At 72.2% G+C, this 14,885-nt stretch carries 19 protein-coding genes; 8 read left to right on the forward strand and 11 right to left on the reverse strand.

Features of this window, described 5'->3' with window-relative positions; translation table 11 throughout:
* Positions 1-22: 22 nt before the first annotated feature.
* From AB0878_RS25375 to AB0878_RS25400, 6 genes are all read left to right on the forward strand, one after another.
* Positions 23-823 (forward strand): cyclase family protein, encoded by an 801-nt coding sequence (locus AB0878_RS25375; protein ID WP_366582724.1) that lies wholly within the window; start codon positions 23-25, stop codon positions 821-823.
* A gap of 2 nt (positions 824-825) precedes the next feature.
* Complete coding sequence (locus AB0878_RS25380; protein ID WP_366582725.1) at positions 826-2,469, forward strand: thiamine pyrophosphate-binding protein; 1,644 nt, start codon at positions 826-828, stop codon at positions 2,467-2,469.
* A 121-nt stretch (positions 2,470-2,590) separates the two neighbouring features.
* Complete coding sequence (locus AB0878_RS25385; RefSeq protein ID WP_366582726.1) at positions 2,591-3,424, forward strand: LuxR C-terminal-related transcriptional regulator; 834 nt, start codon at positions 2,591-2,593, stop codon at positions 3,422-3,424.
* 505 nt (positions 3,425-3,929) lie between these two features.
* Positions 3,930-4,448, forward strand: coding sequence for an NAD(P)H-dependent oxidoreductase (locus AB0878_RS25390; RefSeq protein ID WP_366582727.1), 519 nt, complete (start codon positions 3,930-3,932; stop codon positions 4,446-4,448).
* A complete protein-coding gene (locus tag AB0878_RS25395) occupies positions 4,445-4,966 on the forward strand; it encodes a flavin reductase family protein (RefSeq protein WP_366582728.1) in 522 nt (173 codons plus the stop codon). Before AB0878_RS25390 ends, AB0878_RS25395 begins: the two co-directional genes overlap by 4 nt.
* 41 nt (positions 4,967-5,007) lie before the next feature.
* Positions 5,008-5,670, forward strand: coding sequence for a 3,4-dihydroxy-2-butanone-4-phosphate synthase (locus tag AB0878_RS25400; RefSeq protein ID WP_366582729.1), 663 nt, complete (start codon positions 5,008-5,010; stop codon positions 5,668-5,670).
* 15 nt (positions 5,671-5,685) lie between these two features.
* Here the strand turns inward: AB0878_RS25400 and AB0878_RS25405 are convergent, their stop codons facing one another.
* From AB0878_RS25405 to AB0878_RS25415, 3 genes are read right to left on the reverse strand one after another with little or no spacing between them, the layout of a single operon-like run.
* Complete coding sequence (locus AB0878_RS25405; protein WP_366582730.1) at positions 5,686-6,402, reverse strand: hypothetical protein; 717 nt, start codon at positions 6,400-6,402, stop codon at positions 5,686-5,688.
* Positions 6,403-7,146 carry a hypothetical protein gene (locus AB0878_RS25410; protein ID WP_366582731.1) on the reverse strand — a complete coding sequence of 248 codons (744 nt, stop codon included), beginning with the start codon at positions 7,144-7,146 and terminating at the stop codon, positions 6,403-6,405. It lies immediately after the preceding gene.
* A 23-nt stretch (positions 7,147-7,169) separates the two neighbouring features.
* Positions 7,170-7,880 carry an SDR family oxidoreductase gene (locus tag AB0878_RS25415; protein WP_366582732.1) on the reverse strand — a complete coding sequence of 237 codons (711 nt, stop codon included), beginning with the start codon at positions 7,878-7,880 and terminating at the stop codon, positions 7,170-7,172.
* A gap of 118 nt (positions 7,881-7,998) precedes the next feature.
* Between AB0878_RS25415 and AB0878_RS25420 the strand changes: the two genes are divergently transcribed.
* Entirely contained in the window at positions 7,999-8,616 is a 618-nt protein-coding gene (locus AB0878_RS25420; protein ID WP_366582733.1) for a TetR/AcrR family transcriptional regulator, read from the forward strand.
* Positions 8,617-8,673: 57 nt separating this feature from the next.
* Here the strand turns inward: AB0878_RS25420 and AB0878_RS25425 are convergent, their stop codons facing one another.
* From AB0878_RS25425 to AB0878_RS25460, 8 genes are all read right to left on the reverse strand, one after another.
* The gene (locus AB0878_RS25425; RefSeq protein WP_366582734.1) at positions 8,674-9,174 is read right to left on the reverse strand and encodes a hypothetical protein; all 501 of its coding nucleotides are present in this window, start codon (positions 9,172-9,174) and stop codon (positions 8,674-8,676) included.
* Between the two features lie 102 nt (positions 9,175-9,276).
* Positions 9,277-9,702, reverse strand: a complete 426-nt coding sequence (locus tag AB0878_RS25430; protein ID WP_366582735.1) for an SHOCT domain-containing protein — start codon at positions 9,700-9,702, stop codon at positions 9,277-9,279.
* Between the two features lie 161 nt (positions 9,703-9,863).
* Positions 9,864-10,310: a DUF6069 family protein gene (locus AB0878_RS25435; protein ID WP_366582736.1), complete on the reverse strand. Its 447-nt coding sequence runs from the start codon at positions 10,308-10,310 to the stop codon at positions 9,864-9,866.
* Between the two features lie 156 nt (positions 10,311-10,466).
* Positions 10,467-11,027: a TetR family transcriptional regulator gene (locus tag AB0878_RS25440; RefSeq protein WP_366582737.1), complete on the reverse strand. Its 561-nt coding sequence runs from the start codon at positions 11,025-11,027 to the stop codon at positions 10,467-10,469.
* A 4-nt stretch (positions 11,028-11,031) separates the two neighbouring features.
* Positions 11,032-11,763, reverse strand: a complete 732-nt coding sequence (locus AB0878_RS25445; RefSeq protein ID WP_366582796.1) for an ester cyclase — start codon at positions 11,761-11,763, stop codon at positions 11,032-11,034.
* Positions 11,652-12,419, reverse strand: coding sequence for an alpha/beta hydrolase fold domain-containing protein (locus tag AB0878_RS25450; RefSeq protein ID WP_366582738.1), 768 nt, complete (start codon positions 12,417-12,419; stop codon positions 11,652-11,654). The genes AB0878_RS25445 and AB0878_RS25450 overlap by 112 nt, the downstream gene beginning before the upstream one ends.
* Before the next feature lie 22 nt (positions 12,420-12,441).
* Positions 12,442-13,368: an oxidoreductase gene (locus AB0878_RS25455; RefSeq protein ID WP_366582739.1), complete on the reverse strand. Its 927-nt coding sequence runs from the start codon at positions 13,366-13,368 to the stop codon at positions 12,442-12,444.
* Between the two features lie 107 nt (positions 13,369-13,475).
* Entirely contained in the window at positions 13,476-14,075 is a 600-nt protein-coding gene (locus AB0878_RS25460; RefSeq protein ID WP_366582740.1) for a TetR/AcrR family transcriptional regulator, read from the reverse strand.
* Positions 14,076-14,270: 195 nt separating this feature from the next.
* Between AB0878_RS25460 and AB0878_RS25465 the strand changes: the two genes are divergently transcribed.
* The gene (locus tag AB0878_RS25465; protein ID WP_366582741.1) at positions 14,271-14,792 is read left to right on the forward strand and encodes a hypothetical protein; all 522 of its coding nucleotides are present in this window, start codon (positions 14,271-14,273) and stop codon (positions 14,790-14,792) included.
* Positions 14,793-14,885: the final 93 nt, after the last annotated feature.

A 14,885-nucleotide genomic window follows, 5' to 3' on the forward strand; every position in this document is an offset into this window, starting at 1 on the left:
CCCGCGCGCACACGATGAATTCATGTCTTCTTCGCCTGAGACCACCGGATCCGTTTCCGCGCTGGTCGGCGCCCTCGCTCGCGGTGACGCGTCGATCGTCGAGCTCACCGCGCCACTCTCGTCCGCCACCCCCGTGCTCGACCTGCCCCCGGACATGGCGCCGATTCCCCGATTCCGACTGGAGGAGCTGGCGAAGTACGACGAGCGCGGCCGCACGTCGTTCCAGAACGGCATCCACACCGGCGAGCACGTCGGCACCCACTTCGACGCGCCGCGCCACTGGGTCACCGGGGCCGATCTGGAGGACGTCGCGTCCGTGCCGCCGGCCCGCCTGGTCGCGCCGGCCGTCGTGATCGACAAGTCGTGCGAGGCCGCCGCCGACCCGGACTACCTGCTGCGCCGCGACGACGTCGAGCAATGGCAGCGCGAACACGGCTCCCTGCCGCAGGGCTGGCTGCTGTTGCGCACCGGCTGGGCCGCGCGCTCCCACGACCAGGAGCTGTTCCTCAACGCCGGCGACGACGGGCTGCACACCCCCGGCGTCGATCCCGAGTGCGCACGCTGGCTGGCGCGGGAGACCCCGATCCTCGGGTTCGGCGTCGAGACCGTCGGCACCGACGCCGGGCAGGCATTCGGCTTCGATCCCGAGTTCCCCGTGCACTCGTACCTGCTCGGCGCCGGCAAGTACGGCATCACCCAGCTGCAGAACCTGCACCTGCTGCCACCGACGGGCACGTTGCTGATCGTGGCGCCGCTGCGGATCGTCGGCGGTTCCGGGAGCCCGGCCCGCGTGCTGGCGATCGTCGAGAACGGAGCGAACTGACCATGCTGGTGCACGAGGCCATCGGCCGGTACCTGACCGAGCACGGCGTGCGCGCCGCGTTCGGCGTGGTCGGCAGCGGCAACTTCCACTTCACCCAGGCACTCGTGGCCGGGGGAGCGCGGTTCGTGGCGGCGCGCCACGAAGGCGGCGCGGCGACGATGGCCGACGCCTACGCCCGCATGTCGGGCGAGGTCGCGGTGCTGTCGCTGCACCAGGGCTGCGGCTACACCAACGCGCTACCCGGGATCACCGAGGCGGCCAAGAGCCGGACCCCGCTGCTGGTGCTGACGGCCGAAGCCGGCGACCCCGCGTCCAACTTCTTCATCGACCAGCCCGGGCTCGCCGCCGGGGTCGGCGCCGTGCCGCTGCGGGTGGGCTCGGCGCGCACGGCCCTGCGGGACGTGGCCCGCGCGTTGGCGATCTGCGCGCAGCAGCGGCGGACCGTGGTGCTCAACGTCCCGATCGACGTCCAGGAGCTGGAGCTGCCGGAGCAGCAGCACGGGACGGTCCCGGCCGAGGTCGCGGCGCCGCAGCCCGCGCCCGAGCCGTTGGCGGAGTTCGTCCGGCTGCTGAGCGAGGCGTCGCGGCCGGTGTTCATCGTCGGCCGCGGCGGCCGTTCGCCCGGGGCGGGCGAGGCGATCCGGGAGCTGGGGAACCGTGCGGGCGCGCTGCTGGCCACGTCGGCGGTGAGCCGCGGGTTGTTCCACGACGACCCGTGGAGCATCGACGTCTCGGGCGGCTTCGCCTCCCCGCTGACGGTCGAACTGGTGTCGCGGGCCGACCTGGTCGTGGCGTTCGGGTGCGCGCTGAACATGTGGACGACGCGGCACGGCGCGCTGATCGGGGCCGACGCCCGCGTGGTTCAGGTCGACCTGGACCCGGCGGCGATCGGCCGGCACCGCGCCGTCGACCTCGGGTTGTGGGGCGGCGTCGCGGAAACCGCCCGCGCGGCCACGGCCCTGCTCCGCTCCGGCGGTGCGGAGCCGAAGACGGGCTACCGGCGCACGGAGCTCGGCGAGCGCCTCCGCACGGGGCTGCGCTGGAACCAGCTCCCGTTCGACGACGCGTCCACCGAGGACCGCATCGACCCGCGGACGCTGTCGGCGCGGCTCAACGAGCTGCTGCCGGCCGAGCGGACGGTGTCGGTCGACTCCGGCAACTTCCTCGGCTACCCGAGCATGTACCTCGACGTGCCGGACGAGTACGGGTTCTGCTTCACCCAGGCGTTCCAGTCCGTCGGGCTGGGGCTGGCGAGTGCGATCGGCACCGCGCTGGCGCAGCCCGACCGCGTGCCCGTCGCGGCGCTGGGCGACGGCGGGTTCCTGATGGGGATCTCCGAGCTGGAAACGGCCGTGCGCCTGGGACTTCCGCTGCTGGTCGTCGTCTACAACGACGCGATGTACGGCGCGGAAGTGCACCACTTCGGCGCCGGCACCGCGGGACTGGACAACGTCACCTTCCCCGACGGCGACCTCGCCGCGCTGGCCCGGGGCCACGGCTGCGCGGGCCTGACCGTGCGCTCGGCCGACGACCTCGCCGCGGTCAAGGACTGGGTTTCGTCTTCGCCGCGGCGGCCGTTGGTTCTCGACGCCAAGATCACGTCCGACGGCGGGGCCTGGTGGCTGCACGAAGCCTTCGGTCACTGAGCGCAGCGGCGGCCCTTTTTCGCTGACACCATCGTGTTCGCACCAGGGCCGCCGCTTGCACCGAGTACGTACCATCTCGAACCGGGACGGCACCGAGGCCGGCCTGCGAGAGGAGCACGCGATGACCGGTCTCGACTGGCAGGAGGTGGCGCGGTTCGGCGAGCTCGCCTGCGGCTCGCTGCGCGCGGCCACCGTGCAGCAGCGGACCCTGCCGGAGCTGGTCCGCGTCCTGCGCTGCGACTCGGGCGCTATCCACCAGCTCGACCGCCGCTGCCGGGGCCGGGTGGCGTCCTTGACGGGCGCGCCGGTGAAGATGCTCCTCGAGTTCGCGCCCATCTCCGGGCCGGCGAACCCGTACTTCAAGCGCTCGACCACATCACGGTTCCCGGTCCACGACGCGGTCCTGTACGGCCGCCGCACCGACCACCTGCGCTCGCCGGTGGGCCGGCTCCTCGCCGACTACGGGTTCGAGCACTGCCTCTACGCGTTGCTCGTCGCCGAGGGCCGGCCCGTCGGCACCGCGACCTTCGCCCGCCGGACCGGCCGTCCGGCGTTCACCACCCGGGAGCAGGAGATGGCCCACCGGCTGTCGAAGTTCCTGGCGATCGGCCTGGCCAACGCCGCGGCCTACGAGCGGCGCGCACCCGCGGCGCCGCTCGAGGGACCCGTCGCGACGAACCTGGACATCGACACGATCGACCTGTCCGAGCCCTCCGGGGCACCCCAGGCCGGCACCGCGCCGTCCGCGGGCGCCGACGGGGGACTGACCGAGCGGGAGCGCCAGGTGCTCGCGCTGGCCACGAGCGGGCTGAGCAACGCGGAGATCGCCGCCGAGCTCGGGATCGCGCTCAACACCGTCAAGCAGCACATGAAGCACAGCTTCCACAAACTCGGCGTGCGCTCGCGGCTCGAAGCCCTGCGGTACCTGCAGGAGCACAACCTCGTGACGCCCTGATCCGAAGCCGCCGGGATCGCCTGTGCGGCAAGCGATCCCGGCGTCACGACGTAGTGGACGTAGGCCTCGGCTTCGGCGGTGGTGTCCTTTGCACGACCTACGTGGAAAGCCAGATCTGGATCTCTTTGCTGAATTTGTTGCGCGCCTCTTCGCGGTATTCCGCGGCCCGCGCTTTCACGGCCTGGGATCGGCGTCGTCGGGAATGGTGAACGCCACCTCGGCGTGCTCCGCGGCGAACTGGCGCCCGCGCGGCGAGCCACCGGAGATGACCTGATCGACAGTTTCTGCGGGGCGAACACCGGCCGGGCCATGACCCCTGGGTGTTATTGTGACGGATTCTCGCTCCGCGCTAAGGTGATCGTCACTCCGCGCCAAGACGCGGCCCGTGACAAGAGCTGTCGCGGGGCTGTACGGGCCACAAGATCTCGTACCAGCTGCAGGAAGTTCGTCAGCGTCGGCGTTGCCGTGACGAAGCCCGAGGCCTTCGGGGCCGAACGGAGCAGCTATGAAAACCACCATTGTCGTTGGAAATCCGAAGCCCGCTTCGCGCACGAGGCAGGTCGCCGAAGCCTTGCTCGACCGGCTGGTGAAGGACGACGCGGACCGCCAGGTCATCGACCTGGCCGACTGTTCCGCCGAGATCTTCACGTGGCCCTCGGACGTGATGTCGGCGTTGAACGAGCGCGTCGCCGGCAGCGATCTCGTGGTGATCGCGAGCCCGACCTACAAGGCCACCTACACCGGCTTGGTCAAGGCGTTCCTGGACCGCTACGCGGCGGGCGCGCTGACCGGGGTGACGGCGATCCCCGTGATGACCGGGGGCAGCCCCGCCCACGCGATGGGCGTCGACAGCCACCTCGCGCCGCTGCTGACCGAGCTCGGCGCCGTGGTCCCGGGCGCCGGGTGGTACTTCGAGACGTCCTCGATGGACTCGCTGGACACCCTCGCCGAAGAGGCGGCCGCGCGCTACGCCCGCACGATCGGGCAGCTCGCCCGCCTGGCCGAGGGGGTGCGGATCCCGTGACGCGGCAGTTGACGAGCTTCGACGACTCCCGTGCGTACCGCGACGCCGTGGGGCGCTACGCCTCCGGCGTCGTGGTGGTCGGCGCTACCGCGGACGACGGGCAGCGCGTCGGGTTCACCTGCCAGTCGTTCCACAGCATTTCGCTGGACCCGCCGCTGATCCTGATCGGCGTCGCCCGGACTTCGAGCACCTATCCGCTCATCCGGGACCTCGGCCGGTTCGCCGTGTCCGTGCTGGGCCACGGCCACCGGGAGGTCGCTTCCGCGTTCGCGCGCAAGGGCGTCGACCGGTGGAGCGGGGTCGCGCACACCGAAACCGCGGCCGGGAACCCTGTCCTCTCCGAAAGTCTCGTGTGGCTCGACTGCGAGATCGACGCCGAGCACGACGCGGGCGACCACCACCTCGTCGTCGGCCGGGTCCTGGAGATGAGCTCGCCGGACGCGCAGGACGGCGCCGAGCCGCTGCTGTTCTACCGCGGTGGTTTCCACCGCATCGCCCCGGCGCCCGCCGCCGGCTGAGCGACCCGGGTCCCGCCGGACCCCACGAAGGAAGAACGACGATGGCACAGCAGCTTTCAGCAGACCGCCGGTCCGGCGCGGTGAGCGTCGAGCAGGCCGCCGCCGCGATCGCGGCCGGGCAGCCGGTGGTGGTGACCGGCACGCACGGCGACCTCGTGTTCGCCGCGCAGGACGCGACACCGCACCTGGTGTCCTTGTCCGTCCGGTACACCGACGGGTTCGTCTGCGTCGCCCTGCCGGACGAGGACTGCGACCGCCTCGGGCTCCCGTTGATGTACCCCGGGGCGCCGGCGTGCGGAGGGGAAGCCTTCGCCGTCACGGTCGACGCCCGCACCGGCGGGACGACCGGCATCTCCGCGGCCGACCGGGCCCGCACCATCCGGCTGCTGGCCGATCCCGCCGCCACTCCGGCCGACTTCACCCGGCCCGGCCACGTCGTGCCCATCCGCACGGCCCGCGAAAACACCCCCCACCGCGCCGGCCGCGGCGAGGCTGCCCTCGACCTGGTGCGGCTCGCGGGCAAGCACGAAGCCGCGGTGCTCAGCGGCATCGTGTCGCAACGCGAGGCGGGCGACCTGGCGGGCCCGGAGGAACTGGCTTCGTTCGCCGCCGACCACGGCCTGCTCGTCGTGGCGGCGGCCGACGTCCTGGCCCCCAGATCGGCTGCTCACCCCGCGTGCCCCGAGTGCGGGCACGCGGGGTGAGCAGCCGTGGCACCGTCAAGTGGTTGCGGCGCCGACCATCTCGGTGCGGCGCGGCTCGGCAGCGAGCCGCCGCAGCGACACGACGTGCAGCGCCACGGCGAGGGGCACGGCCGCCGTCGGGATCAGCGCCAGCGGCAGCGCCCCTGACGCCCCGGCCGGCTCACCGAGGACGAACCCGCTCACCAGGCGCAAAGCCAACGCGAAGGTGAGGTCGGCGATGCCCAGCACGTTGAACCAGAACGCCCACCGGTGGCCGGTGCCGCGCGCCAGTGCACGCGCCACCCACGGCGCGGCCAGGCCGATCGCCAGATCACCGAGGCCGGGTGGCAGCGCGGCCAGTGGCGACAGGTTGCCGGTGAACATCAGGATCAGGAACAGGACCCCGATCACGCGGACGGTCTGCGGCCACGCCAGCCGGGCGGCCGTGCCGGGCGCCGCCAGCACCTTCGCCACGATCGGAATCCGGGTGCCCGCCAGCACCGCCACCAGCAGCGCGACGACGAGGACCGGTGCCAGCGGGCCGGACGCGAACGCGCCGTAGTACGCGAGCAGCACGCACGCGGCCAGCCAGCCGAGCAGCACCACCGTCGTCCAGCCGGCCACCTTCCCCGACGTCGGGCGGTCCAGCCCGGCCGCCCGCCCCGCCCGGTACAGGCTGACGCCGGTCAAGGCCCGGATGCCGATCGTGCCGATGAGCACGAGTGTCCACAGGAGAATCGCGAGGGTGGACATTCACGTTTTTCCTTCCACATCAGCGGTTTCCAGTCGCAGATCGGCGACGTCGAGGAGGATGACGGTGGAGTGGTGGTCGGCCACGCCGTCGGTGTCGCGGCGCAGGACGCGGCGGCGGGTCGGGACGGGCAGCCCGCCGAAGTCGCGGTGTTCGCTCGTGTAGTGGGCGGTGAGGGGCTTGCCCGTGACCTCGGGCGAGTAGTCCACGCGGCGCTGGAGCCCGGTGCCGGCGTCGAAGTAGTAGGTCTGGACCGGAGAGTGGGTCGCCAGCCGGGAGGGGAAAGCCGCCTCCAGCCGGCGCCAGGTCTCGCCGTCTTCGTGCCACGGCTCGATTTCGCGGGTCGTGACACCGGGCAGGGTGAGCAGGAACGGTTCGAGCAGGTAGGTCCAGCTCGCGTAGGCGATGAAGTAGCCGGCCTCGGCCACCGACCACGGGTGTTCCCGGGGGAGGTCCGCCATGGCCCGGCGCGGCGAGTCGAGCCGCGTTTCCTCCTCGCCGCGCGTGACGAGGACCCGGTCCGCGTCGGCGTCGAAGTCCACGGCCGTGCCCGGGCCGAAGGGCGCGAGCGTGACGCGCTGGCGGTGGACGTTCGCGGTGACGTGCGTGGTGCCCACGACGTCGGGCCGTTGCTTGAACGGCCAGAACGGGCCGGAAAGGCGGACGGTGGCCGACAGGGTCGTGGCGGCGTGCCAGCGGTCGAGGCCGCCGTGTCCGTCCACGACGAACTCGAGCAGGTCGTTCACGGTTTTTCCTTCGTGACGAGGGGTCAGGCCCGGGCGACCTGCGGGTAGAGGGCCTCGATGCCCTGGGCGAGGCCGGCCTTGATCTGGCGGGTGAACTCGTCGGCGACCACTTCCAGCTGCCCCTGGGCGACGCCGTCGAGCGCGATCCGGGCGACCTCGGCGGGGTCGGCCTTCTCGACGTCGGTGAGGTCGGCGATCAGGTCCGTGTCCAGGTAACCGACGTGCAGGCTGCTCACCTGGGTGCCCTGCCCGGCCAGCTCCACGCGCAGGGAGTTGGTGACCGACCACTCGGCGGCCTTGGCGGCGCAGTAAGCCGCCCAGTGGGGGAGCGACGCCCACGACAGCACGGACAGCACGTTGAGGATCGCCCCTCCGCCGTTGCGGGCCAGGGCCGGCGCGAAGGCGCGGGTCACGTCGAGGGTTCCGAGCACGTGGGTCTCGTACTCGAGGCGGTAGGCGTCGAGGTCGCCGTCCAGGACGCCGGTCGACGTCAGGATCCCGGCGTTGTTGATCAGCAACGTCACGTCCTGCGCTTGCTCGGCGGCGGCGACCACCGAGGCGTGGTCGGTGATGTCGAGCGCGACCGGGACGGCACCGGTGTTCGTGACGGTGCGCGGGTCGCGGGCCGCCGCGTACACCTTGCTCGCGCCGGCGTCGAGGAGTGCGCGGACGAACTGGGCGCCGAGGCCGCGGTTGCCGCCGGTCACGAAGGCGACGGATCCGTTGACAGTCATGGTGGGGCTTCTTCCTGGTCGGAGGCGCGAAGATCAGAAACCGATTGGTTTCTGCAGGCGACGTCAACGTAAACCGCTCGGTTTCTCGTGTCAACCCCGGCGAGGTAGCCTGGACGCCATGAGCACCGAAACCGCCGCACCCGACGCGAAGGCCGGAGCGCCGGACAACGCCGTCCGCGAGTCCCAGCGCGAGCGGCTCCTGCGTGCCGCGATCGAGCTCTTCTACCGCGACGGGGTCGCCGTCGGCGCCAACGCGCTGTGCCGGCGCGCGGGGATCTCCAAGAAGTCGATGTACGAGCTGTTCGACAGCAAGGACGCCCTCCTCGAAGCCGCACTGCAGCGCCGCATCGGCGACGACGCCGCCTTCCTGTTGCCCCCGCCCGGTTTCAGCTCCAGCCCGCGCGCGCGGCTGCTGCACGTCTTCGAGCAGCTGGAAGCCTTCGCGACGTCACCCGACTACCGCGGCTGCGCCTACCTCGCCACGCAGCTCGAGCTGAAAGACCCCGACCACCCCGCGAGCATCACGGCCGCCCGCCTCAAAACCGAGCACCTGGAAGGCTTCTTCCGCGCCGAAGCCGAACGCGGCAACGCCACCGACCCCGGCTTCCTCACCCGCCAGCTCGCCGTCCTCTACGACGGGGCCAGCAGCCGCGCCGGCGTCGGCGCCGACGACCTGCGCGGCCTCGCCGTCGCCACCGCCCGCACCCTCCTCGACGCGGCGGGCGTCACGGACTGACCGTCCGCAAAGGACGGTCTCCGGTTCGCGCAGCCGGGCAGCGGCCGTCCCGTGGCGTCAATGCAGGTGGACCAGGATCAGGTTCTTCAACAGGATCATGACGACGCCGAGCAGCCCTGCCGCGCAGGTCGTCCCGATCAGTGCCGCGCCGCGCAGCCGGGCCACGCGCGCCGCGGACCACGCGTGATAGGTCAGGACCACCACGGCCACCGCGAGGCCGGTGTTGGCCGCGGCGGCGGGCGAGGCGCCGGCGAGCCGGGCCAGCAGCAGTGCGGCGATCGGGCCGAACGACGCCGTCACCATCGGCCACGTGGCGCGCAGCTCGGTGGCGATCCGCGCCCGGCTCGGCAGTTTGCCGTCCTCGACTTCCTCGCCCAGTAGTTCCGCGTATTCCTCGGCCGTCCAGTAGACCAGCAGCGTGACCACGACCGTGACCGCCAGTGGCAGAGTCGAAAGCTGTCCGCCCACGGCGGTGAGGATGGCGGCGGTGACGATCACGCCGTAGATGCCGGCCGCGCGGCGCCGTCCGGCGGTTCGGTCACGCACTTGCTCGGCCACGCCTGCCTCCGTCCGTCGCGAACCGGTGCTGCCCGGTCGCCGCGTGGGGGAGGGGCGGCCCCGCCGGTCTCGGCCTGCCGGCGGGGCCTGGCCGGCCCGCGCTCACCGAGCGAGGGCCTTGGCCTTCAGGGACTCGTACTCCTCCGCGTTGATGGCGCCGGTGTCGAGGAGCTTCTTCGCCTCGGCGATCTGGCCGGCGGCGCCCTTGTCGCCCTTGTCTCCCTTGTCGCCGTTGGCGGCGACCGAGCGGACGTAGTCGTCGAACTGCTTCTGGTTGTCCGCCGCCTCGGAACGCCGGCGCTCGCCCATGTGCTTGCCCTGCGCGATGAGGTAGATCAGCACGCCGACGAACGGCAGCACCAGGACGAGGACGGTCCAGCCGGCCTTGCCCCAGCCGGAGACGTCCGAGCGGTGGAAGAGGTCGCCGAAGATCACGATGAGCAGCCAGAACCAGACCACCCAGCCGAAGAACACCAGCATGGTCCAGATCACGTCCAGGAACGGGTAGTCCGATTGAGCCAGTGCCATCACGCCTCCGATGCTCGACACCCGCACGACCGGGAGGTCCGTCCACAACGGACCGGTAGCCAGGGTCGAGCGGCTCCCGGCCGTGTCCCCCTGTGGCAGCGTTCCCAGCGACCGCCCCGCACGGCATCACCCGGCGGAGGTGAATTCCGGCGCCGCGGAGCTCACCGCACCGGCCGGCCCGCGCGAACCGCCGCGCCGGCGACGCCGGACAGCGTGCTCGTGATCACGAGACCGATCAGCAGGTTCCCCGCGGCCGTCGCGAACCGCGCGCCGCGCTCCGCGTCGAGGCCGAGGGGGATGACGACGGCGATCGCGGTGACGAGCAGCATGATCGAGACGAAGAACGACTTCGCGCGGGGCGTGCTGATCAGGAGCAGGTGGAGCAGTCCTGTCGCCGCGAGGGCGACGAGCGCGGCGCCCACCGCGTAGGCGACCGTGCCGACCCCGCCCCGCGCGCCCTCGCCTTCCGGGGCCAGCACGGGCACGTCGAACAGGCCGCGCGCGACGAGCACCACCACGATGGCCGCCAGGGCCGCGACCAGTGCCGTCGCCCCGCCGCCGGCCCACAGCCTGCCCGCGGCGACCCGGGGCCGCGTGTCTCCGGTCATGGGCCCCTCCGCGGTCTCGCGCCCCGCCCCCGGGCGACTGGGGCCACCGAAACACATCCGGAGGCCGCCGTGCTCCTCCGATTCGGGTGAGGTGATGCCGGGTGCCGGCAGGGCGACGCACGGCCCCGAAGAACATCCACAGTGGACGGAACGCAGTCAGCGCGCCGGATCCACCAGCTGCCGGACGGTGTCGGTGACGACGCGGCGGCGCTCGGCCTCCGGGACGAGGCCGCGGACGTCCTCGCCCTGGTTCTGCCACATGTTCGCGATGGTCAGCACCAGGGCGAGCAGCTCGCCGGCCGGCCGCCGGCCGGTCACGGTGCCGCGGCCCTGCGCGTCCTCGATCGCCGCGGTCTTGTCGGCCATGGACTTCGCGACGACAGGCCGGACGCCGCCGCGCTCGAGCTGGTACCAGGTGACGAAGCGCATCACGTCCGGGTGCCGCAGGCCCGCGTCGTAGAGCTGTCCCGCGTATCCGGGCAGGTCGTCCGCGTCGATGGAGATCCCGGAGACGACCTGCTCGACGATGGCGTCGTAGACCGCTTCGTACAGCCCTTCTTTGCCGTCGTAGAAGGAATACACGAGCCCGGCGCTGACCTCGGCGCGGGCGGCGATGCGCTCGACGCGGGCGCCGCCGATGCCGTGCTCGGCGAATTCGGCGAGCGCGCCGTCCAGCAGCTGCCGCCGCTTGCTCTCGGGGTCTCGGGTCCGGGCCATGCCGTCATCCTAATGAGTGTTCATTCGGCTCGAGCTGCCGCAGCAGGCCGAGCATGTCCTCCCCGAACCACGCCTCGGCGATCTTGCCCGCCCGCACGGTGTAGATGCCGATGCCGGACCACGCGGCGGGCCGGCCGGTGGCCGCGACACCGAGGCACGGCCCGGTGTGGGTGCCGCTGTTGGTGAACCGGAGCACGACCGTGTCGCCGTCGACGAGGGTGTCGTGCACGGTCAGGTGCATGCCGGTGAAGGCACCGCCGACCGCGGCGCGCAGGGCGGCCCGGTAGGCCTCGAGGCCGTGGAGGTCGCCGGCGCTGCCGGCGTGCCACGCGAGGTCGTCGTGCCAGAGCTCGCCGACGACGTCGAGGTCGCCGCCGTTGATGACCTCGGTGACGAACCGGTGCACGACCGCCGCAGGGTTGGGCGCGGTGCGCGGCGGGTCGAGGAGATCGTTGAGCCATGCGATGGCGCTGTCGAGGGCGACGTCGCCGAGCGGGGTGGCCATGTTGGTGAACGCGTGCGGGGCTTCGGGCCAGATCTCCAGCCGCGCGTCGCGGCCGGCGAGGCGCAGGCGGGCGGCGAGCAGGATGGCGTCGTCGCGCAGCGGGTCGAGGTCGCCGACCGTCAGCAGGGTGGACGGGAAGCGGGTGAGGTCGGCCAGGGCCGGGGACAGCCGCGGGGCGCGCCGTTGCTCCGGCGTGTGGCCGGGCAGGGCGAGGTCGGGCAGGCCGTCGATCCAGGACCGGGTGAGCACGAGGCTGTTTTCGGTGGCGCCGCGGCGCTGGGGGACAGGCCCAGGTCGTAGATGCCGCAGTCAAGGTAGGCGCCGGCGAACGCGCCGAACGCGGGATCACCGGCGTCGCGCAACGCCAGCAGCGTCGCGGCGGCGAGGTGCGCACCGGCGGAGATGCCGCCGATCAGCAGCCGGCCGGTGCCGAACTCCGCGGCCGCGTGCCGGGCGAGCCGGCGGGCGACGGCGACCGTCTCCTCGATCTGCTCGGGCACGGTGGCCTCGGGCGCCAGCCGGTACTCCGGGCTGACGACGATCGAACCGGTCGCGCGGGCGAGGCGGTCGTTGACGACGTCGTCGTCCTCCGGTGCTCCGGCGGCCCAGCCGCCGCCGTGAATGCGGTAGAGGATCGCGCGTGGCTCGGGCGGCGTGAACACGCGCAGCCGGATCGGGCCGGTGGGTCCGTCGACGTGGCGTTCGGTGGGGCGCAGGTTCGTCGCGCCGGGGTTGTGGGCAGTGCCGGCGCGCAGGGCGGCGAGCCCTTCGGGGGTCCGGACGTCCGGGTGCGGCATCTTCGCGAGCACGGCGTTCACCTCGCGCTGGGCTTCGAGGAGCGCGGGGTCGACGTCCTGCCGGCGGAGGTCGAAGGTCGAGCCGGTCATGGGATGAGGTCCTTTCGGGAGGTCAGAAGGAGAAGGTGACGCCGGTGAGGCGTTCGCTTTCGGCCCACAGGCGGGCGCCTTCGGCCGGGTCGTCGGCGCCGCGGGGGAGCTTGACCGGCTTCGGGGTGCCGGAGGTCTGGTCGCGGCCGGCGGGGCCGTAGAAGGCGCCGCCGATCACTTCGGGGCTGGTCGCGGCGTACAGCGACGGCCACGCCGCGCCTTCCGGGGAACCCATGACCACGCTGCGCAGCACCGCGATCATCGCCCGCGAGACCGCGCTTTCCGAGTGGCGCTGCAGGTTGGTCACGGCCGAGCCGGGGTGCACCGACACCGCGCGCAGGGCGGTACCGGCCAGCCGCCGGGACAGCTCCTGGGTGAAAACCACGTTGGCGCGCTTGGACTTCGCGTACGCGCGCATCGCGCCGTAGCGCTGCTCGCTCATCAGGTCGTCGAGCCGGCCGGAGCGCCAGGTCGCGGCGATCGCGCTGACGGTGACCACCCGCGCGGCTTCGGCGCGGCGCAGCGCGGGCAGCAGTCCGGCGGTGAGGGCGAAGTGCCCGAGGTGGTTGGTGCCGACGGTCAGCTCGAACCCGTCCGCGGTCGTGCGCCGGTCCGGCACGTTCATGACGCCGGCGTTGTTGAAGAGCAGATCGATCGTCTCGGTGGCCGCGAGCCGCGCGGACGTCTCGGCGACGGAGGCCAGGGAGCCCAGGTCCAGCACGACGGTTTCCAGCCGCGCGGTGGGCTGGTCGGCGCGCAGCGTGGCGACGGCGTCGTCGAGCTTCGCCCGGCTGCGGCCGGCCAGGAGGACGCGGGCGCCGTGACGGGTCAGCACGCGGGCGGTTTCGAGGCCGATGCCGCTGTTGCCGCCGGTCACGAGCGCGACGCGGTCTCGCAGGTCGCCGATCCGGTCGGGCGTCCAGTGGGCCGGGGCGAGGGTGGTGGTCACGGTTCCTTCACTAATGAATGTTCATTTAATAAGACGATGACACGGGTGCGTCAGGACGTCAATGAAAATTCATTCAGTAGTGGCGGTCTTCACCACGGGGCCGGTGGTCAGGCTTGCGAAGCCTGGCCCGCCTTCTCGGGAGGCACGACCGGAGTGTCCCGGTACTTCAGGATTCCTTCGACGCCGAGGCGGAAGGTTTCGCAGACCGGCGCCGGATCGCTGAGGCAGCCGGCGGCCATGGCGCCGTCCCGCAGCATGACGAAGTGCCTCGCGGCCGGCTCGGGCGCGGTCTCGCCGGCCTGGGCGAGCAGTTCGGTGACGACCTCCAGGAACCACTGCCGGTGGGTGAGCACGGCCTGGTGCACGGGGTGCGCGGGATCGGGGTACTCCGCGACGGCGTTGAGGAAGGCGCAGCCGCGGAACCCGGGCGTGCGGATGCCGTCGGCGATCGACTCGGCGACCGCGCGGACGGCGTCGGCCCCCGAGGCCTTGCCGGTGCGGGCGGTCTCGATGCCGGCGCGGATCGCCTGGTCGGCCGCCGTCAGGTACGCGACCAGCAGGTCGTCCTTGCTCGGGAAGTGCCGGTAGAGCGTGGCGCGCGTGACACCGGCGTCGGCGATGACCCGGTCGATGCCGACCGAGTGGAGGCCCTCCGAATAGAACAGCCGGCTCGCCGAAGCCAGCAGTCGGGCTCGCGCTTCGGACACTTCGCCGTCCACCTCTCCTCGTTGCTTCCACACTAGCAGATAGAACGGTCGGTCTTGACGGCTTGGCTCGGCGGCTGCCATAGTCACTCACCGAGAGATAGAACGATCTGTCTACCCGGCCGATCGCGACCCCAGTCCGAAGGAGCACTCCATGAGCACCACCACCGTTGCGGCCCCGGGGGTATCGCGAAACCCTTGCGGCGCCTGTACTTCATCCGGTTCGCGTTCGCCGTGGTCTGGGCCGTGCTGCTGTTCGTGACCGGGTCGAGCCTCGGTCCGGTCAGCACGACGCTGCTCGTGCTCTACCCGCTGTTCGACGTGGCCGCGGCCGTCGTCGACGCCCGCTCGGTGAAGAAGGGCAAGCCGGTCGCGGGCCTGTATGTGAACGTGGTGATCAGCTTGCTCGCCGCCGTGGGCCTGGCCGTCGCGGCCTCGTCGGGCATCCCCGCGGTCCTCGGCGTGTGGGGCGCGTGGGCGATCGTGGCCGGGCTGGTGCAGCTGGTCGTCGGCCTCCTGCGCCGCACCCTCGGCGGCCAGTGGCCGGTCATCCTCAGCGGCGGGATCTCCGTCTTGGCCGGCGCTTCGTTCGTCCTCCAGGCCACAAAGGACAGTGCGTCCTTCACGACTCTGGCCGGTTACGCGACGTTGGGCGGCATCTTCTTCCTCGTGTCCGCTCTGCGGCTGGGCCGTGCCGCGCACGGACCCGAAGCCGGCTGAGAGCGCGAGCCCGGTTGTCCTGAACCGGACGGGTTTCCCCGCCGGCGTTGCCCCGTCGCCGTGCGGGGAAGCAGAATCGGCGCCGACGCGATG

Origin of the sequence: Amycolatopsis sp. NPDC047767 (assembly GCF_040704195.1) — a bacterium.
In the GTDB taxonomy this organism is placed as follows: Bacteria; Actinomycetota; Actinomycetes; order Mycobacteriales; family Pseudonocardiaceae; genus Amycolatopsis.